Source organism: Aeromonas sp. sif2416 (assembly GCF_019218665.1).
Classification (GTDB): Bacteria; Pseudomonadota; Gammaproteobacteria; order Enterobacterales; family Aeromonadaceae; genus Aeromonas; species Aeromonas encheleia.
Window position 1 is genome coordinate 190,692 of record NZ_JAHUXC010000001.1, and the last position, 23,838, is coordinate 214,529.

The following is a 23,838-nucleotide window of genomic DNA, read 5'->3' on the forward strand; positions in this document are numbered from 1 at the left end:
GCTGTACCCGCTCCACCATGGGGCAGGTCTCGGTATCGGGGACCGCGGGGGAATGTTGATGTTTTACAGGCCCCGGGCGCTCAGCATATCCCGGTAGCGCTGGTGCAGCAGTTTGACTCGCTCCACGTAGGCGCGAGTCTCCGCATAGGGCGGGATGCCGCCGTGCTTCTGCACCGCACCGGCCCCGGCGTTGTAGGCGGCGGTGGCCAAAGAGATGTTGCCGTCATACTGCTTGAGCAAGCCCGCCAGGTACTTCACCCCGCCGAAGATGTTCTGCTCCGCCAGCAGGGCGTTGCCCACCCCGAGCTCGCGGGCGGTGGCTGGCATCAGCTGGGTCAGCCCCATGGCGCCCTTGCGGGAGACGGCCAGCGGGTTGAAGGCGGATTCGGCGTGGATAAGCGCGCGGATGAGGGCGGGATCGACGCTGTAGGTCTTGGCTGCCGCCTTGATGGTGCTGGCATAGTCATAGAGGAAGAGGCCTGTGGTGCGCCAGTTGACCTTGGAGGCGGGATCGCAGGCGTAGCAGTCGTTGAACAGCAGCAGCTCATAGTGACCCTGATCGGGCATGATGTCGGAGTAGCGGATCACGCCATTCTTCTGCACCGACTTGTAGACCTGGATCTGGCGGGAGGCCGGCACGGGGGCCGCGGCCACGACCGTTGGCGTTGCTACGATCGCTGGCGTTGCCACGGGCGGTGGGGGAGGCGCCACGGCAGGCACTGAGGGCGGCGCCTCGGCGGCCAGGATCACCACCTCGGCCGGCGGCGGTATCTGGCTCCAGACGGACAGGGGAAACAGTGGGATGGCTCCCAGCAACATCCATGCTTTCAACGGCTTGCTCCTTAAGCCTCGGTAGCCCCGTTGAGTAAAGCATCAGGGGCGAGGCAGAACAAGCTCGGCGAGGCGCCGGGCCGCAATAAAAGCGGGAACCATGAAGGCCGCCCGCAGGCGGCCTTCGCTCAGGGCGTCAGCTCGCTCACTCCTGCAGCCAGAGCCGGGCGCTGCGCGCCGGGATGGTGAGCCGCACCCACTGGCTCTGCACATTGAGGGTGGCCGCCTGCTCGAGCACGTCCCTATAGGTGCGATACCAGTCCAGCTCGAACTTGGCGGTATCGAGCCAATACTCCTGCTCGTAGTCGCACTTGTTGATGCCGACCAGCCCCTGCTTGCCACGCTTGAACAGCACGAAGCAGTCGCCGCTGCCGACCAGCTGCATGGGCTGACCCTGCACCGCGTTGTGGAAGCGGATCATCCCCTTGAGATCGCCGCGCAGGTAGTAGTCCTGCCAGCGCAACCCATCCTTGTCCTGGGTCTCGCCGTGATCGGAGTAGACCAGCGGCGAGCCACCATCGCGGCCGAGCAGATAGGCATAGGCCAGCTTCTCGTCGGTCTGGTTCAGGATCTGGTAGCGAAAACCGTCGTTGGTGGGGATATCGTGGGTGATGGCGAAGGTGACGGCCCGGTTGCCCGGCAGGGCCCCGACTCAGGCCGCGGCAATACTGGGCTGCGACGAGGTGTCACCCAGGTTGGCGCGGTCCAAAAGCTGCGCAAGGGAAGCCATTTGTTGGGCCTGGCCAAAATGATGCATTACCAATAAATGTTTGCTTTTCAAGCTTCTTATTTTAAATCAGTATCTTGAGAGCGTTTCTGTGGCATAGATGCGTAAAACGGGTAGGATGGATCCATCAGCATCGCACCGACGTCTACGCTAAGTGCAGCGCCGGGAGCCATGCCAGGCCGGCCACCTGGGTTACAGAGATCAATGTCAATAACACCGTTTTTTGTGACGCCAAGGCATGCTATCTTGGCTGTGGTCTGACCTGTCAGGTCGGCCGGGCACGGATGATGAATGGAAAAGAGAGGGCCGCTGGGCCAAGGGTGAAATGGGTGTGACAAGCAGGCGGGCAATGGAGTTCAGTTTCGAAGAGTACTGCGACGCGGATCTCTCCCTGATCAGAGACTACTACGAGACGACATTCTCCCACTATGTGCCGGATCTGGCCGAGCGGATCTTCGTGGTGCGCGATGCCCACTGGCTGGTGGGCGCCGTGCGCCTGCGCGACGAGCAGGATTACTATCACCTGTGCGGTTTCAGGCTGTTGCCGCACTACCAGTCCCTGGGCCTGGGTTCCCGCCTGTTGCTGCGGGCCTGTCACGATCTGCTGGACAAGCCGGTGGTCTGCCATGCCCTGCCATTCGAGAAACCCTTCTACCTCAAGGCGGGCTTTGCCGACCTGTCCCTGCACGAGCTGGGCGGGCCGCTCCATACCCTGTATCACCAGCAGCGCGAGCAGGGTTACCAGATCGATCTGCTGGTGCGCCAGGCCAATACCCCGGCTTACAACTGAGCGCTTACTGGGGCTTGGTCAGCAGGTGGATCTTGCCCGGTGACAGCTCCAGCCCCACCAGATTCTCCTTGAGCCAGAGCTGATTGGGATCCTTGTCGTCGAGCCGATAAACGGGTTGAGTCTCCAGCCGCTTCTCCATGCTCTGCAGCAGCATCCTGAGCATGAAACCGAACTTCTGCTCGGCCTCTGCCGGCTCCAGCTTGTAGTCGATCAGCTTCATGTTATCGAGAAACAGTGCGCTCTGGGCCTTGTCGTAGCGCGGTCTCGCCTCGTAGGTCATGTTCAGCAGCGCGTCGTACTGGGTCTGGTCCGGCAGGGAGATCTTCAGCTTGCCCTTGCCAAACACCCGGGCGGTATCCGGGCTCTGGCGCCCGATCTGGACATCGCTCTGCTCGAGCTGAACATGGGCCTTGATGATGCCGGGCAATTCCAGCTGTTTGTCGACTTGCACCTGGGATTGCAGGTACTGGTTTATCTGCTGCTCATTGATGTCATATGAGCCTTGACCTAACATGGCCAGGCTCAGCAGCACAGATTGCAGGATCATGCTAACGACCTGATAGAATGGGTTTGTGCTACAGCATACCATTCTGATCCCCCGGGATCTGCCCACGTCATTCGTTCATTGCACCAAGGAATCGCCTTGCTCGACGGTTTGGAATACGACATCCAGTTGCTGTTTTCCCGCTTCCTCGGCTGGCTGCTGCTGCTGTTTCACACCGTGATAGTGGCGGGGATCTCGCTGCGGGTGGTGATGAAACGGCGCCCCATCGGGGTCTCCCTCGCCTGGCTGTCGCTCATCTATGCCATCCCGTTCGCCGGGGTCGGCTTCTATGTGCTGTTTGGCGAGATAAGGCTCGGCCGCAAGCGGGCCGAACGCGCCCAGGCCATGTACCGTCCCTATGCTATCTGGATCCGCCAGCTGGCCCGCCTCTTCCCCCAGCACTGCTGCGAGGTGGGCAGCAAGGCGCGGCCGCTGCACGATCTGATCCAGGGGCGGCTGGCCATGCCCATGCTCTCCGGCAACCGGATGACGCTGCTGCATAAGCCACAGAGCATCTTGCAGGAGATAGTGCGCGACATCCGTCAATCCTCCCAATCCTGCTATCTGGAGTTCTACATCTGGCATCCCGGCGGGGACGCCGACACAGTGTGCGAGGCGCTGATCGAGGTAGCGCAACGCGGCGTGGATTGTCGCGTGTTGCTCGATTCCATCGGCAGCAAGACCTTCTTCCGCTCCGCCTGGCCGCGGCAGCTGCGCAAGGCCGGGGTCAAGCTGGTGGAGGTGCTGCCGGTCGGTGCCTGGCGCATCCCGTTCCAGCGCCAGGATCTGCGCATGCACCGCAAGCTGGTGGTGATCGATGACAGGGTCGGCTACACCGGCTCCATGAACATGGTGGACCCCCGCTTCTTCAAGCAGGACGCGGGCGTGGGCCAGTGGGTCGACATCATGATCAGGGTGCAGGGGCCCGTGGTGCCGCTGATGTGGTCCACCTTCGTCTGGGACTGGGAGATGGAAACCGGCGAGCGCCTGCTCGACAGCCTGCAGCACGAGCCCGAAGCCTGGCCGCAGACCAACTACCGGGCCCAGCTCATCCCCTCAGGCCCTTTCGTCGGCGGCGACTGCATCCAGCAGAGCCTGCTGCTGGCCATCTACCAGGCGCGCCATCACCTGGTGCTGACCACCCCCTATTTCGTGCCCGATGATCCGCTGGCGGCGGCGCTCTCCTCGGCGGCGGCCCGCGGCGTGCTGGTGCAGCTGGTGCTGCCCCATCGCAACGACTCCCTGATGGCGAACCACGCCAGCAACTCCTTCATGGAAGATCTGCTGGCGGCCGGGGTCGAGATATATCGCTACGATGCCGGCTTGCTGCACACCAAGAGTGTGCTGGTGGATGACGATTTCGCCCTGGTGGGGACGGTCAACCTCGATCGGCGCAGCCTCTGGCTCAACTTCGAAGTGACCCTGCTCATCGACAACCCGGCGTTCGTGGCCGAGATGAATCAGCTGGTGCAGGGCTACATGCTGGAGGCGACCCCCATGTCGCTGGTCAAGTGGCGGGCCCGTCCCTGGTACAAGAAATTGCTGGAGAACATCTTCTACATGTTCAGCCCCCTGCTTTGACGCAGGCCAGTGGCTCGTGTCCTGGTGGCTGACGCGTCGCTTACCGCTGCAGATAGCGGCAGGCGAGGGGCCTGAGCGGTCTGCTTAGCCCCTTGTTATGACACAAGATAATAAGCCTCGACCCGGCATGGGGCTTGCCTCATCGCACCTCTGCCCCGTAGAGTGCGCCAATGAGCCTTTGGAGATGACATCAAGATGAAGAAGAGAGTGGCGCTGGCCGTCGGTGCGGCATTGGTGGTGGGTGGGCTGGGTGCCTGCTGGTACACGGGAAATACCTTCGACCAGACCCTGGCCGAGCAGATCATCAAGGTCAAACAGGAGAGCGGCATCGAGCTGAGCTGGATCCCGTCCAGCCAGAATCTGTTTAGCCGCGACGGCGTGCTCAAGGTGGTGGTGACGCCGCAGACCCTGGCCAGCTTCGATCCCCAGCTGGCAGGGAGCGAGCCCATCGAGGTGCAGCTCAGCTTCAACAACCGCATTCTGCCGCTCTATATCAAGAGCCATCTGCTGCTCGATACCGCCCAAGGCACCCTGGCGCCGGTCTTCACCGCGCTCGGCATGCAGCAGTGGCAAGTCGGCATGGAGTCGGCAAGCAGCCTCTGGACCATGGGCAACAGTGCCCGCTTCTGGGCCAATGACTTCAAGCTCAAGGACGGGGTCAGCGAGTTAAGCTTCCTGCCCATGACCGGTACCTACAGCGGCGATCTGGAGGGAAATGGCCATGTGGTCTTCCAGTGGCAAGGGATGACGCTGCATGAGGCACAGGGCAAGCTGGACATGGTGCTGGCGGATCTCAAGGGCAGCGCCGATCTGGCCGAGATCAGCGGGATCTGGCTCTCCCCCCGCAGCGACGCGACCCTGTCTGCCTTCTCCCTGACCCTGCCGGAGAGCGTCAGGGTCTCCCTGCAGGGGATGAGCACGACCACCCAGCTGGCGGGGGACGATGCCCAGACGCTCTCCAGCCGTTATCAGATGAAGGTGGCGACCCTCAATCTGGAGAATGAGAGCGACACCCTGGCGCTGACGCAGGGCAACCTGAACCTGGAGCTGAAGGGGCTGGATCTGGAAGGCTACCAGGCCTTGCAGGAGGTCAGCGGCCAGCGGGTGGATGAGGTGGCCATCCAGCAGGCCCTGGACAAGATGCTGCAACGCGGCGCCACGCTGCAGCTGACGGATCTCAGCGCCCAGCTCAATGGTGAACCCGTCAGCCTGCAGGGGGAGGTCAAGCTGGCACCGACCTCGCTGGAGCAGCTGGTGGGCAGCGAGGAGGGGATGCAGGCCCTGTCCGGTCTGCTCCATGCCAAACTCGGCGACCAGCTGGGCAAGGCCGTCCCGCAGCTGGCGCCCATGCTGGCGCAGTTCATCGCCCAGGGTTATCTGAAGGCGGAGTCTGAACAGCTCAGTGCCGAGCTGAAGCTCGACAAGGGCGTGGCCACCATCAACGGCCTGGCGCTGCACGAATGACAGTCTGCTAATGAAAAAGGCTCCCTCGGGAGCCTTTTTTGTTGGGTGTTCGGTGATCCGCAGCTTACTTGAACACCACCGTCTTGTTGCCGTAGACGAACACGCGCTCGTTCAGTACCAGCTCCAGCGCCCGGCTCAGCACGGATTTCTCCACATCCCGGCCGGCCTTGGCCATGTCGTCGGCGCTGAAGGCATGGCCGACGTGGATCACGTCCTGCTCTATGATGGGACCTTCATCCAGATCGTCGGTGACGAAGTGGGCGGTGGCACCGATCAGCTTGACCCCGCGATCGAACGCCTGGCGATAGGGGCGGGCCCCGATGAAGGCGGGCAGGAAGGAGTGATGGATGTTGATGAGCTTGCGCGGATAGGCCTCCACGAAGCTCGGGGTCAGCACCCGCATGTACTTGGCCAGGATCACGTAATCCGGCTGGTAGCCGTCGATGATGGCGCGCACCTGCTCTTCGTGCTCGGTGCGGCTCAGATCCTCGTGGCTCACGGCATGGAACGGGATCTCGAACTTGCCCGTCAACTCGGCGAGGGTGTCGTAGTTGCCGATCACCGCCACTATGTCCATGTCCAGGGCGCCGGCGTAATTCTTCATCAGGATGTCGCCGAGGCAGTGGGTCTCCTTGGTCACCAGGATGACGATCCGCTTCTTGCCCGCCTTGACCAAGCGGCGCTGGGCGCCCGCCGGCAGGGCGTCATCGAGATCCGCCAGCAGGGTCTCATCGTTGAATCGGCCTTCCAGCTCGGTGCGCATGAAGAAACGACCGTTCTCGTGGTCCACGAACTCGTCGTTCTTGTTGATGTTGAGCTGGTGCTTGTAGCAGATGTTGGTGATCTTGGCGATGAGGCCCTTGGCGTCGGGGCAATCCGTCAGCAGTATTTTCTTTTCCATCTCTGTCATGATTCCGTTTGTGGTGTTGGCGCCCGAGTCTGCGCGGGCTGCGCGTTTTTTCAGGCACTATGCCATAAACAAAATCAGAAAGGACAGCGCGCCGTGCGCCGTCAGATCAAGTCGATACCCGCAGGGCCCATATTTATCCTTGATGGGTTTTGCGCTGGTATCCCAGGTTTTTTTTCTTTAGGCTATCGGTGCTTATTCTCAGGGCGGGGTGAAATTCCCCACCGGCGGTATCCCGATCTGACTCGGGGAGCCCGCGAGCGCCCGACCTTGGTGTAGAACCGGGGCCGGGGTCAGCAGATCCGGTGAGATGCCGGAGCCGACGGTCACAGTCCGGATGAAAGAGGATAAGACAGAGTTTGCCAGTCTGGCCCTCCTAGGGCTGGCTGCCGCATACCTACTTCTGTCTGCCTTTCCATGCCCTGATTCTGGTCCTTGTCTTATTTAGGAGTCTTACCATGAATCAGTCTCTACTCAGTGAATTTGGTGATCCCATTACCCGTGTCGAAATGGCGCTGGCCGCATTGCGTGCCGGCCGTGGCGTGCTGGTGGCCGATGATGAAGATCGCGAGAACGAAGGGGATCTCATCTTCGCCGCGCAAACCATGACCAACGAACAGATGGCCATGATGATCCGCGAATGCTCCGGCATCGTCTGCCTCTGCCTGACCGATGAGCGGGTACGCCAGCTCGAGCTGCCGATGATGGTGGAGGCGAACTCCAGCCATTATCAGACCGCCTTCACCGTCACCATAGAAGCGGCCCAGGGCGTCACCACCGGGGTCTCCGCCGCCGATCGCATCACCACCATCCGGGCCGCCATCGCCGACGGCGCCCAGCCATCGGATCTGCATCGCCCCGGTCACGTCTTCCCGTTGCGGGCTCGCACCGGTGGCGTGCTGACCCGGCGTGGTCACACCGAAGCCACGGTCGATCTGATGCAGCTGGCTGGACTCAAACCGTATGGGGTGCTGTGCGAACTGACCAAGCTGGATGGCTCCATGGCCAGGCTGCCCGATCTGGTGGAATTTGGTCGCCAGCATCAGATGCCGGTGTTGACCATCGAAGATTTGGTGCAATACCGTCAATTATTGGCAGAACGTTCAGCCTGAGCTTCATACGAAATTGTAATAAGTACATTTTTTGGTTACGCTTGGTGCGAACCTCATCCAGAGCACTCGTTTTTGACTTAAGTTTGCACAAAAAGTGTACGTTTAAAAAAAAATGAGAGTTTTAATGCATTTATCTGTGGTGGGGCCTATCCAAACTCGTATTTATTTGTGCCATAATCACGCCGCTTGCTAAACGTCTGGCGAGTTAAAGGGAGCTTTAAAAATGAAAAAATTGTTGTTGGTAGGTGTTGTTGGTCTGTCTGCCCTGCTGGGCGGTTGTGCGAACACCAGCGAACTGGAAACCTCCGTTCAGAATCTGTCTAACAAAGTTGACCAACTGGCTCAAGATGTTAGCGCAGTTCGTGCTGATCAATCCAAGATGGCTGCTGATATCGCAACTGCTAATCAAGAAGCTGCGCGTGCTAACCAGCGCATCGACAACATGGCTACTTCCTACAAGAAGTAATCCATGCGAAAAAATGGCGCATTTTAATGCGCCATTTTTTTTTGCCTGAAATTTGTCATTTCCCTTATTACCGCACTTCCTGCCTGAACAAGGCAATGCCGATTGCTCGGCATCCCCTGATTTCTTCATCGATCAATAAAGCAGGCTATAGAGCTTGCGACGATAACTCTGCGCAGCCGGATGGGCACCCATGGTGGTCAGGATATCGAGATAGATCTTCTTGGCATCGCCAAACGCCATATCGCGTCTGAGAATGGTAAACAGCAGCGCCAATGCCTCCTCCTGCCGGCCGACCTGGCTGTACTGTACCGCCAGCTCCTGGGTGAGGGTCGCATCGTCCGGGTTCTCTGCGTGACGAAGCTCCAGCGCGCGCAGCTCGGGGCTGTCGGCGGCTTGCAGTGCCAGCGCCAGTCGGGAGCTCAGGGTCTGATAATGATCGTCCTGCGCCACCATGGGGATGGTCGCGAGCAGCGCCTGTGCCTCATCCAGCAGATTCAGATCCAGCGCGGCCTGCACCAGCCACAGGCTGATGTCGTGTCGGCTCGGCGCCAGCTGATGGGCCTTGGTGAGGTGGGCGTGCGCCACATCGGGCAGTTCTTCGGCAAGTGCCTGCTGGCCCTGTTCGAGCAGCAACTCCTCTTCCTTGGGGGCAAAGGCGGCGAAGTATTGGCGCAGGGTCGCTTCGTCCTGCGGGCCTTCCAGGATGGCCTGCTCGTCCGGGCGGCCCTGATGGAACAGCACCAGGGCGGGCAGGGCGCGCAGACCGAGCTGGCTGGCCAGCGGCTGCAGCTGGGGATCATTCATGTCGACCATGGCCAGGGTGACCTGGGGATTGGCCGGGCCGACCAGGCTCTCCACCAGCGGGGTCATGCCCTGGCATTCGGGCATCTGGGGAGCGTGGAAATAGATGACGACCGGCTTCTTCATGGACGCATCGATCAGTTCGGCGTGAAAGTTCTGGGGATTGATGTCGACGATCATGAGGCTGACTCTCGAAAAATGGTGTGAGTTAACATGGGGTCTATGGGGGTGGATTTCAAGCGCTCGTCCAGCAGGTAGCCATTGACGTTGCGGGTTGGGGCGGCGAGGCAGAGCCAGCCGCCGTCGAGCGGCCAGTCTTGCACCTGATAGGCGTGGGCATCGAGCCGATTATCCAGCCGCCACCCCTCCTCGGGCACAAAACACAGCTTGTCGAGTCCGGCGGCTATGCCATCCCCCTGGGCTTTCAGCACCGCCTCCTTGCGCGACCAGAGCCGATAGAAGGCCGATTCCTGCGCTTGCGCAGGCAGGGAGAGCAGCCATGCATATTCACTGGCTGCATAGAAGCGTCTGGCCAGTGGCAGGATCTGGCGGCGGCGCAGCCCCATCTCGACATCCACCCCGAGCGGTCCCGCCTGACAGAGTGCCAGCACCAGCCAGTCGCCGCTGTGGCTGAGGTTGAACTGCCAACTCTCGTCGCACAATACGGGTTTGCCGTGAGGGCCGGTGCAAAACACCAGTTCCTCGGTCGGGCAGTGGAGCCGCTCGGCCAGCAGGCGGCGGAGCAGCACCCGGCCCAGCAGGTACTCCTGCCGGCGGTTTGGCTGCTGGATGGCGTGCCAATGCTGATGTTCCTCCCGGGAGAGTTCAGGGGGCAGCGTATTCAGCTGCTCGGCACAGATCTGAGCCGGTTTTAACAAATAGAGATCCGCTGAGATCATAATTTTTCACTTAAAAAAGGGGGTGAAGCAGCGATAAAAATCAGTTTTAACTGGCCCTGATGGCCACTTTCGCGATTGTATATTGTTTGGGCATGATCACATTAATTATGAAAAATAATGCATTTCCTTGCGAAAATGTGATGTCGATAGGGATTTTCACTTGCCTCGATAGAATTCTTGGATATAGTCGGGTGCTGTTGCCTTATAAATTGCCCTCTACGGCCGTATTTTAACAATGTTTACTCTTTTGCGGGGATAAAGGATTGCGCCACCTGATGCTACTGCTGGTCGCGCTCGGAATGGTGGGTTGTGCCTCGGCACCCCAGACCGAGGTCGCGAGCAAGATCGAAGTTTCCATGATGGAACCCGTGGTTGAACCGGAAGCTTCGCAGACACCCGATGTAAACGAAATCCTGACCGTATATAAAGAGTGGCGTGGCGTCCCCTACCGCATGGGCGGGAGCAGTCAACGGGGTATCGATTGTTCTGCCTTCGCCCGTGAAGTGTTCCGCAATGCGGTCGGCATCGAGCTGCCACGGGATACCCGCTCCCAGGTACACGAAGGGACCCGGGTAGCCAAACGGGATCTGATGGAAGGGGATCTGGTCTTCTTCAAGATCAGCAAGCGTCTGAACCACGTGGGCATCTATGTCGGCAACGGTGAATTCATCCATGCCTCCACCCGGGCCGGGGTCACCCGCTCCAGACTGGACAACGCTTACTGGCGCGGCAAATTCTGGCAGGCACGCCGGATCGAGATCTGAGTCAGGCTGGACAAACGGCTCGCAGTACGGACTGTTTTTCCAACCTCACTTGAACCGGGCTCAGGCAGCCCGGTTTTTTATGGCCGTCGTTTAGACTTTCCGGGGCCGACTCTCTATAGTGTGGCCCCCCGTTCCTCGGCAGACTCAGCATGAAGACCCACTCCGATCGCAAATCCGGCTTGCATCCGCGCAACCGCCATCAGGCGCCCTACGACTTCGACGCGCTCTGTCAGCGCACGCCAGAGCTGTTGCCCTTCGTATTCATCAATGAGCATGGCACCCGCACCCTGGATTTCGCCGATCCTGCCGCCGTCAAGGCGCTGAACCGCGCCCTGCTGGCGCTGCACTATGGCATCAAGCATTGGGATCTACCGCCGGGCTACCTCTGTCCCCCCATCCCGGGGCGGGTGGATTATCTGCACCGGGTGGCGGATCTGCTGGCCGAGAGCGCGGGCCAGGTGCCGACGGGCAAGGGGGTGCGGGTGCTGGACATCGGCGTGGGGGCGAACTGCATCTATCCACTGCTGGGGGCCCGTGAATATGGCTGGCGCTTCGTGGGTTCGGATATAGACCCGGTGTCGGTCAAGGCTGCGACCCTGCTGGCGGGCAGCAATGGCCTGGCGGGGCAGATCGAATGCCGCCATCAGGCCAACCCCAAACACATCTTTCGCGGCATCATAGGCCCGAAGGAGCGCTTCGCCCTGACGCTCTGCAACCCGCCGTTTCATGCGTCGCTGGCCGAGGCGAGCAAGGGCTCGGAGCGCAAGCTGCGCAACCTCGGGAAGGCGGTGACGGGGGCGCCGCTGCTCAACTTCGGTGGCCAGAAGGCCGAACTCTGGTGTGAGGGGGGCGAGGCGGCGTTTCTGGCGGGCATGGTAGACCAGAGCAAGGAGTTCGCCACCCAGTGCCTCTGGTTCAGCTCGCTGGTGTCGAAGAAAGAGAACCTGCCTGCCGCCAAGAAGGCATTGGCCCAGGCCGGGGCACGCCAGGTGCGGGTGCTCGACATGGCCCAGGGCAACAAGGTGAGCCGGATCCTGGCATGGAGCTTCCTGGAGGCCGAGGCTCATGGTCACTGGTGGTCTGCCGGGAAAAAATGATCGGAAAACGGGGCTCTGATGGCAGAAACAGGTCGAGCAGAGCCCTTTTCGGATTCGCTCTGCTCTCGTGACGTTGCCATCAAGATAATCGTTTTTCCCGCCAGAACAGCCCCCATTCAGCCTTCCGGTTAGTGATCACTCTCACCCCCGGTACAGTTGTACGCCGAGATTTTTTTGTACTTACCATTGAAACTTTCATAAAATGGGACTGGTTAGACCTCTTTACAGGCATGGAATCGAATAGGGATCGGTAAATGAAAGTTGTCGATTTTCTGAAGCACAAGCGCGAGATACTGGCGCAACACCCCTTTGAGCTCAAGGATTGGCTCTCTCCGGCGATCCGCGACTACTGGCGTGAGTTTCAGCAAAAGGCACACCTTCACCCTTTGCTGGGGCGGGTGCTCGACCTGCAGGCCGACCATCAGCTGGTGCGGCGACGGGGCAGATCCCAGGCCCAGGCGGTCAACAGCCAGCCGGCCCTGGCCGAGGACGACCTGATTGAGCTGGATGGTGAGGCGGCCAGCCTGTACGCCGAGCTGCAGACCCGGATCGGGGAAGAGACCCATGTCGGCGAGTGGCTGCAGATCAGCCAGCCGCTGATCGATCAGTTTGCCGCCGTCACCGGCGATCATCAGTGGATCCACACCGATCCCGAGCGGGCGGCGGCCGAATCGCCGTTCAAGACCACCATAGCCCACGGCTTCCTGACCCTGGCCCTGCTGCCCCAGCTGACCGGTTCGGTGGATGAGGCAACCCCGGAGTTTCCAAGCGCCCGCATGGTGGTGAACTTCGGTCTGGAGCAGGTGCGTTTCCCGTACCCGATCAAGGTGGACAGCAACATCCGTGCGCGCACCAGGCTCTCCCGCGTGACGCCGATCAAGGGTGGGCTCGAGTTGCTCAAAGAGATCAAGATAGAGATAGAGGGCATTCGCCGCCCCGGCTGCGTCATCGAATCGGTCACCCGAGTCTATTTCTGACCCTGGTCCCGCTTGCTGCAGATAAACACAGGCCCACTTCGGTGGGCCTGTGTCGTTTCCGGGTTGGGTGCCCGTGGCGGGCCAGGTCAGCGTTAGAAGCTGGCACCCAGGGTGATGGTATGGCGCCACTCCTTGTCATCCAGACTCTGCTGATCTCCGCCATATTCGAGCCAGTTATCGTCCCAGCTCAGTTCACTCGACCAGGAGAGGCGCAGGTGGTCGTTGAAGTAGTACCTGAGCCCCAGGCTGCCGTTGACGGATTGATTCCTGGTCAGGTAGGGAGAGGGTTGATCGATGAACTTCTCGTAGGTTCCCTTGCTGAACAACTCGAATCTTTGCTGCCAGACGGAGATGGGTTGACGATAGTCCCAACCGAGGTTGATGAAGGGGTAGTCGATGATGCGTTCATCGAACAGATCCGAATTGCTCCAGACCTCGGGGGTGAAGTAGGAACGCTGCAAACCCAATTGACTGATGAACTCCAGTCGCCTCTGCTTGTCGTTCCAGAAGCGGTAGCCCGGGCCAGAGGCATAGCTCAGCTCCAGGTAGTTGCTGTCGATCAGGTTGTAGTCGGCATCGAGTGATGAGCGTACAAACCAGTGCTCATCGAAGAAGAAGTCCAGCTTGGGGCTGAGCTTGTACTCGTGGCTGTCGGTGATGCTGTTCGCCGTCTCATAGATGTATTCGCCATCCAGGGTATAACGCCAGTCCAGATTGGCCAGCTCGGTCGACACCTTGAGGTTGACGTTGTTGGTCTTCTTGTCGTTCTCCTTCAACTTGATGTTCAGATCACCGGTGCCGCTCCAGAGCCAGGCATTGAGCTCGTCGGGCGTGTCCAGCAAGGGGATCCCGGTCCTGGTCAACGGCCTCGGCTGATCCTGTTTGTCCAGCCGCCAGCGCTTGATGGCATCACGGGGAATGGTCAGGGCCTGGCTGTAAGCCGGCTTGATGCTGATCTGCTCGTCGGTGATCTCCTCTATGGTGCCGGTCAGGCGATCGCCATTGCGCATCCACAGGATGTCGGCCATCGCCGTCGTGCTGGCGCACAGGAGCAGCAGACTTAGCAGGCCCTGTCTCATCACCGCCATGCCGGTGAGCACTCAGCCGCTGATGGGCTGGGGCAGCCCGTTCTTGCTGTCGAGCAGGGCAGTCACCTGGGTGCTGTCCACCTCGGGGGCGGCAATGAACTGCTCGACCTCGGTTGACAGCACCAGGGGGGCGCCCTGTGCCATCTCCTCCTCGGTACGGGAGAGCGGGGAGTGGACCTCCAGCCAGCGTCGGCCGTCCGGCTCCACTGCCATCTTGACCGGCTGATTGATCACTCGCACCTGAGTACCGACCGGCACCAAGTTAAACAGGGTCTCGATGTCGTCGGGACGCAGCCGGATGCAGCCGGCGCTGACCCGCAGACCGACCCCGAAATCCTTGTTGGTGCCGTGAATGAGGTAGTCCCGCTGGCCGTAGCCCAGGCGCATGGCGAAATTGCCCAGCGGATTGTCCGGTCCGGGCGGCACCACGGCCGGCAGATCTATGCCCTTTTGCTCCAACCAGGACTTGCGCACCATGGGGCCGGGCACCCAGGTCGGGTTCGGGTTCTTCGCGATGATGGTGGTGGTCATCTCAGGCGTCTCGCGACCTATGTCACCGATGCCGATGGGCAGCACCATCACCTCCTGCTTGCCCTTGGGGAAGTAGTAGAGCCGCAGCTCGGGCAGGTTGATGACGATCCCCTCCCGCGGCACATCGGGCAGCAACATCTGGGTCGGCAGGGTCAGCCGGGTGCCTGGGGTGGGCAGATAGGGGTCTACCCCAGGGTTGGCCTCCAGCAAGGCCAGAAAACCAATTTGGGTGTGCTTGCCGACCAGTTCCAGGTGATCCCCTGGTTGCACTATGTAATCTTCCAGCTCGCCGATCAGGCGGCTGTCCGCCAGCGGGAGGGGATAGGTTTTGGACCAGGCCGGCGCGGCCCAGAGGCTGGTGGCGACCAGCAGCAGTGAGACGATACGTGGATACAACATGGTTTTTCCTATCTGTCAGTCTTGTCTTGAGGGAAGCGCTCCCTCCCAAAAAATGAGCAGAGATTGTAACCAATAGTCCCGGGATTACCAGCGCCGGGCTGAGGCGCTGCCGAGCCGGCTGGGCATAGCCCACCACCCCCTTTCACCGCGCAGGCCCCGGTTTTTCGGCGAAACGGGGATAAGCGCGGGTCGACTGATGGCCGCTGACGCCGGCGGGGAAGAGTCACATCTTGACCGCCAGGGGTGGCATGGCCGATGTGCGGCCGGCTGCGATGGCGGGGGAGGGGAGCGATCAACTGCGGGCTGGCGGTTTAATAGCCAGTCGTATGATCTTCAACGATATTTACATTGATTTCCCGACTCGGGTTGGGTCAATATGAGGGCCCGCGGAGAGATGCCGGAGTGGCCGAACGGGATTGACTCGAAATCAATTGTGGCAGCAATGCCACCCAGGGTTCGAATCCCTGTCTCTCCGCCATCTTCTGAGCCCGACTTGTACAACAGGTTGGGCTTTTTGTTGTCTGTTTGTTTTCCGCCGCTTCTGCCAGCATGCCGGCTCGTTGAACCCCACAGAATAGCTCATCCCTTCCTCTGATTTGCTTCTGGGATGCAGAAGAGCGCCCATCGGGGCGAGCCGAGGCAAATACCAGGCGAAACAATCGGCTAGAAGCGGCCTGACCCCTGTGGATAGTCGGAGGATTCAGGCCAAGTTCAGCGCACCCCCGGTATGGTGCTCCGGCGTTTATGCGGTGTAACGAATAACAAACAGAGATGGCTGCCGGCGCAGTCATTCCCGTCTATCTTCCATCCCGCCAAGACGCTGAGCGACATGCACGAGCCCAAGGCCCACCCCGGTCAGGGGCCGCGCTCGCTGCCGATACCCATCCCCTGCCGTACGAGCTGCTGGCCATGATGCCTCTTTGCAGCACCGGTGGTCACCTCGCCATTCTCATGACGTCCTGGAGGACATGATGACCGAATGCCATCTGCGCAACTGCATTACCCCTTCTCTCATTCGCCAGATTGGGCTCGGTCTGGCCGCCGGCGCTTTGTGTTTCCTGGTGCTGAGCTATGTGGACCCTGCCGCTCGAAAGAGCGAGCCCGAGGCGGCCGTCGAGGTCCCCATGCCAGCAGAGCCCCTCTCGTCCGAACCCCGGGTCAGTGGCGCCGCGGCAACCTCTATTCAGCAGGATGAGGCGGGCTTGCCCCTGCCTGCGCTGACGGCCGGTATCGGGTCTGATGGGGTGCAGGGAGAGGGGATGGCCGACGAGGCGATTCCCACCCCCATGCTGGGCGAGCCGAGCGCGGCCGTATCGATAGCGGGTGAAGAGAAGGTGGTGGCTCAGCCGCCCATGCTGATAACCGCCGGCACTCCGCCCTCTGCCGCTCAGCCTGCGGCCAAGCCGTCGGTGTCTCCGGAGTCGGTGTCCAAGCCGGCTCCCAAGCCTGAGGCCAAGCCGCAAGGCAAGGCACCCGGCAAGGTGAGCTTGACGCCTGCCAAGGTCCTGCAGCAGAAGAACGGCAACCACCTCAGCGTCCAGCTGATGGGATCAGGCAGCCTGGCGGCCATAGAGCAGTTTGTGCTCGCCAACCGGCTCGCTGGCAAGGTGTGGATCTATCAGACCAAGTTCCACGGCAGCCCCTGGTATGTGGTGCTGAAGGGGGAGCATGCCAGCATGAGTCAGGCGCTGGCGGCCATTCGCAAGCTGTCGCCTGCCCTGCAGAAGGCGGGGCCCTGGCCCAAGTCATTTGCCCAGGTGAAGAATGAATTGAAGCAATAGGCCTGAGAGTGGGGGATGCGGCCGAGCCGGGTCATGATCGAGCATTCGCACCATTGCCCTATCCTATGAGCGTCAGCCCCTCAGCCTTTATTGCACCACAGCCGCGCCAGTCGCGGCTGTGGTGTTTCCGGCCCGGCCGATTTCAAACCGCTCCGGCATTGCCAGGGGTGAATGAGACTGGCCATCAGCCCTTGCGGCTGGCGAGCTGGCGCAGCAGCTGGGTGCTCTGGTGCAGGCTCTGCTGCTGCACCTCGTTCAGCGGACACTGTTTGAGCACGTATTCGGCGCTGGCCACCACCGTCTTCCAGCGGGGGGCCTTGGGCAGGGTGTCCAGGCTCAGGTATTTGTCGAGGGTGCGGGTCTGGGGGCTGGATCTGTCCATGTAGACGCGCCACAGCTTGCTCTTCTCCGCCAGCACTATCTTGCCCTTGCCGGTGCTCTGCTGCCAGGCGTCCAGGGTGAGGCGCATGGTGTCCACCAGGGCCCGGCGCAGCGGCTCGTCATCCTGCTGGCGGATCAGGTTGTCCGCCAGGGAGCGGAACTCGCCACCGAGCCGGCTGAGTTCACCCAGCAGCTGACCATCCTCTATGATGGCCTGGCGCGACAGGCTCTTGAGGGCGTTTTCCAGCGCCATCACCCGGTTGTCATCCTGGCGGGACTCGGTGCTGAGGGTGAGGGCGAAGGCGCGTTGACCACCCAGGCTGATGGGCAGCGCACGGGCGTTGAGTTCATCCTTCTGACCCGCCACCAGGAAGCTCAGATCCTGCTCCGGCCGTGCGGTCAGGTCGGGCCACTGGCTCGCCAGGGGGGTCGCCAGCCACTCGTCGAGGGGCAAGCCTTCCATGGCCTCCGGCTCCTGTCCCAGCAGCCTCGCCAGCACGCGGGAGGCAAACAGCACCATGCCCTGCTCGTCGATGAAGACCATGGGATCCGCCCCTTCCCCCAGCAGAGTCAGCAGCCGCTCCTGATCCTGATGCAGCTGTGCCTGCAGGCTGAGGCGGTGCTCTATCTCTTGCTTGAGCAGCCGGTTCTCCACCAGGGAGGCACGGCCGGCACTGGCCTCCAGCAGCGCCCTGACCCGGGCAAACAGCTCCTCCTTGCAGAACGGCTTGACCAGATAATCGTTGGCCCCGGCGTTGAAGCCCTCCTCGATGTCCTTGGGCTGGTTGAGGGCGGTGAGCAGCAGCACCGGCAGCTTGTCCTTGGGATGCTGCTCGCGCAGGCGGCGGCAGACGTCGAAGCCGGACAGGGTCGGCATCATCACGTCCAGCAGGATGAGGTCGACCGGTTCCTGGGCCAGCTTGGCGAGGGCGTCGTGGCCGTCGCTGCTCGGCAGGATGCGGTAGCCGCAGGGCTGCAGCAGGTGGCGCAGTATGTGCAGATTGATGGGCTCGTCATCCACCACCAGGATGAGGGGCGCATCGGCCGGCGGTGGCGGCAGGTCATCGCTGTCCCAGTCCGGCAGGATCAGTGGCTGCTGGCGCACCAGCTGATGCTCCATCTGGCGGCTGTCCAGGGTCAGGCTGCCCGCCTTGCCGCTGGCGAGCGGCAGGGTGAAGGCGAAGGTGGAGCCGACGCTCGGTTCGCTCTCCACGCTGAGTTCGCCCCCCATCAGATGCACCAGCTGGCGAGTGATGGAGAGGCCGAGGCCGGCTCCCTGCTTGCTCAGCTCCGGGCTCATCTGCACCAGGGGTTCGAAGATGTGTTCCAGATGCTCCCGGGGTATGCCGATGCCTGTGTCGGTCACCCTGATGCGCAGGAACTGACCCTCCACCAGGGCGCTCAGCACCACCTTGCCCTGGGGGGTGTACTTGATGGCGTTGCCCACCAGGTTGTAGAGCACCTGTTCCAGCCGTTGCTCGTCGGCCAGCACCGGCGGCAGTTCGGCCGGACTGATGTCCACCAGGGTGAGCGGCTTGGCCTGCACCAGATGCTGGCAGAGATCCAGCACCAGCCGGATGACTCCCTTGGAGGAGACCGGCTGGGGATGGATCTCCAGCTGGCCGTAGCGCATCTGGTGATAGTCGAGCAGATCGTCCACCAGGCGGGCCAGGCCGTCGGCACTCTTGATGATGAGGCCGAGCTGCTTCTGCTGGCCCTCGGTCAGGTCCTGCTGGCTGGCGAGCATGGACTCCGCCATCCCCTTGATGCCGTGGATGGGGGTGCGCAGCTCGTGGGAGGTGTTGGCGAGCAGCTCATCCTTGAGCTTGTCCGCCTGTTGCAGGCTCAGGTTCTGCTTGTGGGTCAGCTTGACCTGCTGCTGCAGCTCCTGGGTCTGGCGCTCGATGAGTTCTATCTTGTCCTTCACCGAGCGCTGCATGTGACGAAACGCCTGGGCCAGCCGGTCGATGTCATCGTCGGTACGGGCGATGCTGATGGGGTGATCCAGGGCACCGTCGGCCACCTGCTCGGCGGCGGCGGTGAGGGAGCGCAGCGGCGCCGTGATGGAGTGGGAGAGCCAGCGGGAGAACAGGATCAGCAGCAGCAGGGAGCCGGCACCGAGCAGTATGACCAGGGTCTCCAGCTGGCGGATGGGGCGGTAGGCCTCGCTGGTGGAGATCTCGGCGACGAAGGCCCACTCGGTGTCGAATACCTTGACCTGGGTGTAGGCGGCCAGCACCTCGTCATCGTGATAGGAGCGAAACAGCCCGACCCCCTGCTCACCGGAGAGGGTCTTGACGACCAGCGGGGTCTGCAGCGGTCGGAAGTTCGGGCTGAAGCTGTTCTCCACGCTGAACTCGGGGGCGAGCCAGGCATTGGCCCGCATCCGCTTGTCCGGGCCGACCAGTATGGTCTCCCCCGTCTCACCGAGTCCCTCCCGCTCCGCCATGATCTGGTTGAGCTTGTCCGGCAGCAGCTCGAAGATCACCACCCCGCGCACATAGTCGTACTGCATGACGGGGGCGGCCAGGTAGGCGACCACCTGGCCGGTCAGCTCGTTGCGGCCAAAATCGGTGAATTCGAAGATCTGCTGGGGTTTCTGACCACCATCGAGCCGGCGCTTGATCTTGGCGAAGGTGTCGCCGAGGCCGCTGGCCTGATAGGGGCCGGAGAGCAGGTTGGTGGCAAAGTTGGCATGCTTGGTGACCGAATAGACCACGTCACCGTTGAGATCCACCAGGAAGATGTCGCTGTAGTTGGACTTGCGCACCATGTCGGCATAGCCGCGGTGGAAGCGTTGATGCACCCGGCCGTACATCTCGTCCGCCAGGATCAGGGCGCTGATGGAGGGCTCTATGTCCACCTTGCTGTCGGGTTTTTGCAACTGATCCCAGGAGCCAGGCACATAGCGGGCCTGGGCACGGGCGCGCGCCTCCTGCGGGGTGGTACCCAGCTTCTCGAAGGCCCCGGTGAAGCCATAGAAACGACCGATACTGTTGCCGGCAAAATCCTGCTGGGAGAAGTTGATGATCTGCTCTTTGAGGTTGCCGAAGTAGTCTTCCAGCTGGCTCTTCTTGATATTGCGCACCGACACCAGATGATTGGAGGTCTGGGTGGTGAGGTCCTTGCCGTGGCTATAGAGGAAAAACAGGGTGACGACCAGGAAGGGCACCAGGCCTAACATGAAAAAAGCCAGCATCAGCTGGGCTCTGAGCCCACGAGGCTTGAAGGTCCATTTCATCTTGTGATTTTCAATTGAGAATCCAGTTACTAAACGCGACAAGTCTCTGATTAAAGACTAATCATTTCAATGACTTTATCTTGAATTCGCCTACGGAGTCACAGCGGGCCGAGGGAATTTCGGCCAAGGCGTTTAAAGCCTGAGCAAACGACCGGGAAAAGTGCTGAAAGTCAGAAAAAAGGGTTGTGCCCGTGCTCTGGGTACGTATAATGCGCCTCGTTGTCAGGCAACTGGCACATGGCAGTCAGGCGGGAATAGCTCAGTTGGTAGAGCACGACCTTGCCAAGGTCGGGGTCGCGAGTTCGAGTCTCGTTTCCCGCTCCAATTTCTCATGGCACCAACCATGGGTATCACTTTCAAGGCAATCAGCCTTGTCAGCATGGCGCGTTAGCAAAGCGGTTATGCAGCGGATTGCAAATCCGTTTAGTCCGGTTCGACTCCGGAACGTGCCTCCATATTCTTCCTCTGTTTTCTTCGTCTTCCATGCCTGTTTCAGTCTCGAAACCTCTCTTCGGCATACCTCCTTGTCTTTAATATCCTTGCTGGGTGAGTAACTGCTCGCAGCCCTGCTGGCGCCACTCTCTCTGCAGATAGTGACTCACGTCGCTCAGAGATTGCCCCCGGTATTGAAATTGCATTTCGGCGGAGTGTTCGGTCAGATCGGCCATCTTCTGTCTCAGTTGACCGCATTGCCACAGGCTGACGGTAGGCACCCCCTGGTACGCCAGTGTGATGGCGTCATGCTGGTTGAGTCGCCACTCCTGCCACTCCGACCAGATCAGCAGGCCCAGCACGCTCAGGACCGCGACTTCTGCCAGTTTCATCCTCTTCTTCCTTCATCTCCCTGCCCATGCACTAACTCTTGTCCAAGGAGTGGTTTTTGCCAGCCTTGTTACTCTTTGGTTAAATAATGTAACCCGGTTTCACTTTTTGGTTTTTAGGCGGTTTTTTTATAAAAAAATGGGCTTATTGGTGTAGTAATCCTACAAATTGTGGAGTAATCTTTGCTCAGTGGTCTTACCAGTGAGGCGTTAAATCATGTTTCATCCCTTCTCTCTGACTCAGATAATCCTTCGCCGCATCTTCGTGCTGCTGGTGGGCGTGTTGGCCTTCCCGGTGATGCTGTTTCGCAGCGATCGCGCCCGCTTCTACAGCTACCTGCACCGCATCTGGAGCAAGACCAGCACCAAGCCGGTGTGGCTCAAGATGAGCGAACGGGGCGAGCGGATCTTCTACTGAACCGTCTCCTCGCATAAAAAAAGACAGCCAAGGCTGTCTTTTTTATTTTTAACTATATGAAATTAAATGATTTGTTTCTTATCGTGTCCACGCATTGACCACGTTGAGATAATCGGAAGCAAAAGCCCCAGTTTTGACTGGGGCTTTTTATTTGGTGGGGATTATCTGCCGAGGTAGTCCGCAATGACGACAGTGGCGACGCCAAGGACGGCATTTATCGTGGTATATACCCACTGCTTTTTGGCAATGAACACGATCTCACACACAATGCTAAGCACCAATACAAAGGGGTAGAAGATGTAGTAAGTAGCCAGAATTGAGTATTCGTCTGAGCGATGGACGGACACATCAAAGAGCACGAGAAAATAGTTGGCTACGAGGAACCATAAGCATATTTTCACAGATATCCCTCTATGGACTGATCAAGGTCCATTGCTGTTGTAAACGGTTCATAAGTGAATCCCTCATGGTGTTGGCGCGCAGACAAGAATGGAATCCTGCTAACGAGACGTAGCTGACCTGTTGTTGTGCCTGTGCCCACGTCAGACATATTTAGAGGATTGTTTCCCACATTCAGGCGACCCGAATGGACTCCGGGCCGCCATTGGTTCCGCCGCGGCGCTAGTGAAAGGGAAACAGATAGTTAAGCCAACTCGTCATTCGCAACAGCACTTTGCGGATAATGGAAACCTGGGTGAAGTACTTGGTATAGATGGCGGCCTGACCGCTGGAGCCCGCAATAACCTGATACTTGGGCCAGTCAGGATCCGTGATCTTGAGAGCAATAGGCAGGCGCCCTGGTGTCTGGGCCGATGTCTGATCGATCAGACTGGCGTTCGCCTGCACATTCCCGGCCGCCAACGCCGGTATGACAGACATCACCTCAGCAGTGAAGACCCGACCAGGGATACCATCTATTACAATTTCGGTTTCATCCCCTTCGGCTAAGCGCTGCATGCTGTTCTGCCAGAACCAGCCAACATAGGTAGTATCATCTTGGTGGATGAAGTTCATCACGGGGCGATATTGAAAAGGGGCCGCAATCATACCGGGACGAAGCGCCAACTGAGAAACATAGCCATCACTGGGAGCCGTGACCACGGTCTGCTCCAGCTCATACTTGGCCTCGTTGAGTTGGGCTTGCAGGTCTACGATCATGGCCTTCTGTTGGTCTATTTGGGCCGTAATGTCATCCACATTAGCCTGGGTCATATCGAGGTCACGCCGCTTGCCGATGCCACGATTCACCAATGCCAGTGCTCGGTCACGATCCAGGCTGGCGGAGCGGAGCCTGGCATCAATGGATTTGAGTTGCTCCCGATTGGATGCGAGCCTTGCGGCCAAGCTGGCCACCTTCTGTTCAAAGGGTTCGGCCTCAATGCGAAACAGTACATCGCCCTTTTTGATCATCTGATTTGCCTGGACGGGCACCTCACTGACACGACCTTTCACCAGCGGCACAATAGGCGTGGAGACATAGTAGTTACGCGCTATTGACGCGTAGGGATGGTTGTAGTTCATCAGAACGATGAGCCCACCCACGAGAAAAAAACCACCGAGCACGGCGGTCGGCAGGGTCCACTTGTTGAGCGGGAGATTGAATATCTTGAATATGCCCGTAGCGCAAGCAACGTAGCTGAGGATCAGTAGCAGGTCCATGGCTATCACCCTCTCTCATTCTGTTCGAGCGTCGCCATGCGGGCTTGCAGCGTGGCGAGCTCTTGCCTGAGCGCTGAAATGTCCTCTTCATCCTTCTTTAAGCGTTGAACGAACCCCCACCCCCGCTCGGGGCGGTAGAGGGTGGCCCAGATCCAAAGGAATGGCCAAATAACATGCAGAGTAAATAAGCTGACCCAGCCAGCCACATGAATGGCATCCTGATGGGGATGCTGACGATGTTTGGCTATTTCATAAGGAATATCGTGAATGACGATTATGCCGTAGAACAACACCAAGACGACGAATACCAAGACCCCTAACGCAAAGTAATCAAGTAGCATTTCTAAACCTCAACAGTTTTGCAGCTTTATCCCTCGTTGGTGTCACCTGTTATGCCCATATCGCTTTTAACACAGAGGGGTGAACATACCCTGAAGAGGTTTGGTACTTCATGTCACCCTGGCAGTTCTTCTCGCTTCACTTCGAGTTGCAGGCGGTTGCCGTCTCGCTCCCCGTCTCTAGGCGTTTCAGTTTCAAGCCGCCAGCCAGAGCTGCCTCT

21 protein-coding genes, 3 tRNA genes, 1 pseudogene and 1 riboswitch are annotated in these 23,838 nt (G+C 60.0%); of the genes and pseudogenes, 13 read left to right on the top strand and 12 right to left on the bottom strand.

From position 1 onward, the window contains the following. Positions 1-63: 63 nt before the first annotated feature. Complete coding sequence (locus tag KW821_RS00845; protein WP_042653961.1) at positions 64-819, bottom strand: lytic transglycosylase domain-containing protein; 756 nt, start codon at positions 817-819, stop codon at positions 64-66. 157 nt (positions 820-976) lie between these two features. Next, positions 977-1,477: pseudogene (locus KW821_RS00850) on the bottom strand (alpha-amylase); the annotation flags it as partial. A 430-nt stretch (positions 1,478-1,907) separates the two neighbouring features. Between KW821_RS00850 and KW821_RS00855 the strand changes: the two are divergent. After that, on the top strand, positions 1,908-2,348 hold the full coding sequence (locus tag KW821_RS00855) for a GNAT family N-acetyltransferase (protein ID WP_218289931.1): 441 nt from the start codon (positions 1,908-1,910) through the stop codon (positions 2,346-2,348). A gap of 4 nt (positions 2,349-2,352) precedes the next feature. On the opposite strand, the gene KW821_RS00860 is transcribed toward KW821_RS00855, so the two are convergent. Continuing rightward, positions 2,353-2,895 (bottom strand): DUF1439 domain-containing protein, encoded by a 543-nt coding sequence (locus KW821_RS00860; RefSeq protein ID WP_218289932.1) that lies wholly within the window; start codon positions 2,893-2,895, stop codon positions 2,353-2,355. Between the two features lie 96 nt (positions 2,896-2,991). On the opposite strand from KW821_RS00860, the gene cls reads away from it, so the two are divergent. Together cls and KW821_RS00870 are read left to right on the top strand one after the other, a co-directional pair. Beyond that, on the top strand, positions 2,992-4,473 hold the full coding sequence (gene cls / locus KW821_RS00865) for a cardiolipin synthase (RefSeq protein WP_042653957.1): 1,482 nt from the start codon (positions 2,992-2,994) through the stop codon (positions 4,471-4,473). A gap of 195 nt (positions 4,474-4,668) precedes the next feature. After that, complete coding sequence (locus KW821_RS00870; protein ID WP_218289933.1) at positions 4,669-5,937, top strand: DUF945 family protein; 1,269 nt, start codon at positions 4,669-4,671, stop codon at positions 5,935-5,937. Between the two features lie 64 nt (positions 5,938-6,001). On the opposite strand, the gene purU is transcribed toward KW821_RS00870, so the two are convergent. Beyond that, positions 6,002-6,838: a formyltetrahydrofolate deformylase gene (gene purU / locus KW821_RS00875; protein ID WP_042653955.1), complete on the bottom strand. Its 837-nt coding sequence runs from the start codon at positions 6,836-6,838 to the stop codon at positions 6,002-6,004. Between the two features lie 199 nt (positions 6,839-7,037). Beyond that, positions 7,038-7,197, top strand: a riboswitch (FMN riboswitch). Positions 7,198-7,302: 105 nt separating this feature from the next. Between purU and ribB the strand changes: the two genes are divergently transcribed. Both ribB and KW821_RS00885 read left to right on the top strand, forming a co-directional pair. Further along, positions 7,303-7,956 (top strand): 3,4-dihydroxy-2-butanone-4-phosphate synthase, encoded by a 654-nt coding sequence (gene ribB / locus KW821_RS00880; RefSeq protein ID WP_042653954.1) that lies wholly within the window; start codon positions 7,303-7,305, stop codon positions 7,954-7,956. 223 nt (positions 7,957-8,179) lie between these two features. Continuing rightward, on the top strand, positions 8,180-8,422 hold the full coding sequence (locus KW821_RS00885; RefSeq protein ID WP_042653953.1) for an Lpp/OprI family alanine-zipper lipoprotein: 243 nt from the start codon (positions 8,180-8,182) through the stop codon (positions 8,420-8,422). Positions 8,423-8,554: 132 nt separating this feature from the next. Here KW821_RS00885 and KW821_RS00890 read toward each other — a convergent pair whose 3' ends face one another. Beyond that, positions 8,555-9,403: a tetratricopeptide repeat protein gene (locus KW821_RS00890; protein WP_218289934.1), complete on the bottom strand. Its 849-nt coding sequence runs from the start codon at positions 9,401-9,403 to the stop codon at positions 8,555-8,557. Continuing rightward, positions 9,400-10,122: a 4'-phosphopantetheinyl transferase superfamily protein gene (locus KW821_RS00895; protein WP_218289935.1), complete on the bottom strand. Its 723-nt coding sequence runs from the start codon at positions 10,120-10,122 to the stop codon at positions 9,400-9,402. Before KW821_RS00895 ends, KW821_RS00890 begins: the two co-directional genes overlap by 4 nt. A 275-nt stretch (positions 10,123-10,397) precedes the next feature. Here KW821_RS00895 and KW821_RS00900 point away from each other — a divergent pair, with 275 nt between their 5' ends. From KW821_RS00900 to KW821_RS00910, 3 genes are all read left to right on the top strand, one after another. Further along, a complete protein-coding gene (locus KW821_RS00900; protein ID WP_042653950.1) occupies positions 10,398-10,886 on the top strand; it encodes a C40 family peptidase in 489 nt (162 codons plus the stop codon). A gap of 149 nt (positions 10,887-11,035) precedes the next feature. After that, a complete protein-coding gene (gene rlmF / locus KW821_RS00905; RefSeq protein WP_218289936.1) occupies positions 11,036-11,983 on the top strand; it encodes a 23S rRNA (adenine(1618)-N(6))-methyltransferase RlmF in 948 nt (315 codons plus the stop codon). 254 nt (positions 11,984-12,237) lie between these two features. Continuing rightward, a complete protein-coding gene (locus tag KW821_RS00910) occupies positions 12,238-12,960 on the top strand; it encodes a MaoC family dehydratase (protein ID WP_218289937.1) in 723 nt (240 codons plus the stop codon). A 92-nt stretch (positions 12,961-13,052) separates the two neighbouring features. Here KW821_RS00910 and KW821_RS00915 read toward each other — a convergent pair whose 3' ends face one another. Both KW821_RS00915 and KW821_RS00920 read right to left on the bottom strand, forming a co-directional pair. After that, a complete protein-coding gene (locus KW821_RS00915; protein ID WP_218289938.1) occupies positions 13,053-14,039 on the bottom strand; it encodes a DUF481 domain-containing protein in 987 nt (328 codons plus the stop codon). Positions 14,040-14,060: 21 nt separating this feature from the next. Beyond that, positions 14,061-14,978, bottom strand: coding sequence for a L,D-transpeptidase family protein (locus KW821_RS00920; protein ID WP_218289939.1), 918 nt, complete (start codon positions 14,976-14,978; stop codon positions 14,061-14,063). 388 nt (positions 14,979-15,366) lie between these two features. Here KW821_RS00920 and KW821_RS00925 point away from each other — a divergent pair. Next, positions 15,367-15,456 (top strand) — tRNA-Ser (locus tag KW821_RS00925). 493 nt (positions 15,457-15,949) lie between these two features. Further along, positions 15,950-16,759: an SPOR domain-containing protein gene (locus tag KW821_RS00930; protein ID WP_218289941.1), complete on the top strand. Its 810-nt coding sequence runs from the start codon at positions 15,950-15,952 to the stop codon at positions 16,757-16,759. A gap of 184 nt (positions 16,760-16,943) precedes the next feature. On the opposite strand, the gene KW821_RS00935 is transcribed toward KW821_RS00930, so the two are convergent. Further along, entirely contained in the window at positions 16,944-20,381 is a 3,438-nt protein-coding gene (locus KW821_RS00935; RefSeq protein WP_218289942.1) for an ATP-binding protein, read from the bottom strand. A 248-nt stretch (positions 20,382-20,629) separates the two neighbouring features. On the opposite strand from KW821_RS00935, the gene KW821_RS00940 reads away from it, so the two are divergent. Both KW821_RS00940 and KW821_RS00945 read left to right on the top strand, forming a co-directional pair. Next, positions 20,630-20,705, top strand: a tRNA-Gly gene (locus KW821_RS00940). A 57-nt stretch (positions 20,706-20,762) separates the two neighbouring features. Further along, positions 20,763-20,836, top strand: a tRNA-Cys gene (locus KW821_RS00945). Between the two features lie 75 nt (positions 20,837-20,911). Here KW821_RS00945 and KW821_RS00950 read toward each other — a convergent pair. Continuing rightward, positions 20,912-21,205, bottom strand: coding sequence for a hypothetical protein (locus tag KW821_RS00950; RefSeq protein ID WP_218289943.1), 294 nt, complete (start codon positions 21,203-21,205; stop codon positions 20,912-20,914). A gap of 214 nt (positions 21,206-21,419) precedes the next feature. On the opposite strand from KW821_RS00950, the gene KW821_RS00955 reads away from it, so the two are divergent. Then, positions 21,420-21,620 carry a YbfA family protein gene (locus KW821_RS00955; RefSeq protein ID WP_218289944.1) on the top strand — a complete coding sequence of 67 codons (201 nt, stop codon included), beginning with the start codon at positions 21,420-21,422 and terminating at the stop codon, positions 21,618-21,620. Between the two features lie 621 nt (positions 21,621-22,241). On the opposite strand, the gene KW821_RS00960 is transcribed toward KW821_RS00955, so the two are convergent. Both KW821_RS00960 and KW821_RS00965 read right to left on the bottom strand, forming a co-directional pair. Beyond that, on the bottom strand, positions 22,242-23,279 hold the full coding sequence (locus KW821_RS00960) for an HlyD family secretion protein (RefSeq protein WP_218289945.1): 1,038 nt from the start codon (positions 23,277-23,279) through the stop codon (positions 22,242-22,244). Between the two features lie 5 nt (positions 23,280-23,284). Further along, positions 23,285-23,620 (bottom strand): DUF3302 domain-containing protein, encoded by a 336-nt coding sequence (locus KW821_RS00965; RefSeq protein ID WP_042653942.1) that lies wholly within the window; start codon positions 23,618-23,620, stop codon positions 23,285-23,287. Positions 23,621-23,838: the final 218 nt, after the last annotated feature.

What these genes read in the sequence shown, in the direction of transcription:
- KW821_RS00930 (WP_218289941.1), top strand. Translation starts at nt 15,950, where the DNA reads ATGACCGAATGCCATCTGCGCAACTGCATTACCCCTTCTCTCATTCGC.
- KW821_RS00920 (WP_218289939.1), bottom strand. Translation starts at nt 14,978, where the DNA reads ATGTTGTATCCACGTATCGTCTCACTGCTGCTGGTCGCCACCAGCCTC.
- KW821_RS00895 (WP_218289935.1), bottom strand. Translation starts at nt 10,122, where the DNA reads ATGATCTCAGCGGATCTCTATTTGTTAAAACCGGCTCAGATCTGTGCC.
- purU (WP_042653955.1), bottom strand. Translation starts at nt 6,838, where the DNA reads ATGGAAAAGAAAATACTGCTGACGGATTGCCCCGACGCCAAGGGCCTC.
- KW821_RS00950 (WP_218289943.1), bottom strand. Translation starts at nt 21,205, where the DNA reads ATGAAACTGGCAGAAGTCGCGGTCCTGAGCGTGCTGGGCCTGCTGATC.
- KW821_RS00965 (WP_042653942.1), bottom strand. Translation starts at nt 23,620, where the DNA reads ATGCTACTTGATTACTTTGCGTTAGGGGTCTTGGTATTCGTCGTCTTG.
- KW821_RS00900 (WP_042653950.1), top strand. Translation starts at nt 10,398, where the DNA reads ATGCTACTGCTGGTCGCGCTCGGAATGGTGGGTTGTGCCTCGGCACCC.
- KW821_RS00915 (WP_218289938.1), bottom strand. Translation starts at nt 14,039, where the DNA reads ATGAGACAGGGCCTGCTAAGTCTGCTGCTCCTGTGCGCCAGCACGACG.
- KW821_RS00960 (WP_218289945.1), bottom strand. Translation starts at nt 23,279, where the DNA reads ATGGACCTGCTACTGATCCTCAGCTACGTTGCTTGCGCTACGGGCATA.
- KW821_RS00860 (WP_218289932.1), bottom strand. Translation starts at nt 2,895, where the DNA reads ATGATCCTGCAATCTGTGCTGCTGAGCCTGGCCATGTTAGGTCAAGGC.
- KW821_RS00910 (WP_218289937.1), top strand. Translation starts at nt 12,238, where the DNA reads ATGAAAGTTGTCGATTTTCTGAAGCACAAGCGCGAGATACTGGCGCAA.
- KW821_RS00955 (WP_218289944.1), top strand. Translation starts at nt 21,420, where the DNA reads ATGTTTCATCCCTTCTCTCTGACTCAGATAATCCTTCGCCGCATCTTC.
- KW821_RS00885 (WP_042653953.1), top strand. Translation starts at nt 8,180, where the DNA reads ATGAAAAAATTGTTGTTGGTAGGTGTTGTTGGTCTGTCTGCCCTGCTG.
- KW821_RS00870 (WP_218289933.1), top strand. Translation starts at nt 4,669, where the DNA reads ATGAAGAAGAGAGTGGCGCTGGCCGTCGGTGCGGCATTGGTGGTGGGT.
- ribB (WP_042653954.1), top strand. Translation starts at nt 7,303, where the DNA reads ATGAATCAGTCTCTACTCAGTGAATTTGGTGATCCCATTACCCGTGTC.
- KW821_RS00935 (WP_218289942.1), bottom strand. Translation starts at nt 20,381, where the DNA reads ATGAAATGGACCTTCAAGCCTCGTGGGCTCAGAGCCCAGCTGATGCTG.
- rlmF (WP_218289936.1), top strand. Translation starts at nt 11,036, where the DNA reads ATGAAGACCCACTCCGATCGCAAATCCGGCTTGCATCCGCGCAACCGC.
- KW821_RS00855 (WP_218289931.1), top strand. Translation starts at nt 1,908, where the DNA reads ATGGAGTTCAGTTTCGAAGAGTACTGCGACGCGGATCTCTCCCTGATC.
- KW821_RS00845 (WP_042653961.1), bottom strand. Translation starts at nt 819, where the DNA reads ATGTTGCTGGGAGCCATCCCACTGTTTCCCCTGTCCGTCTGGAGCCAG.
- KW821_RS00890 (WP_218289934.1), bottom strand. Translation starts at nt 9,403, where the DNA reads ATGATCGTCGACATCAATCCCCAGAACTTTCACGCCGAACTGATCGAT.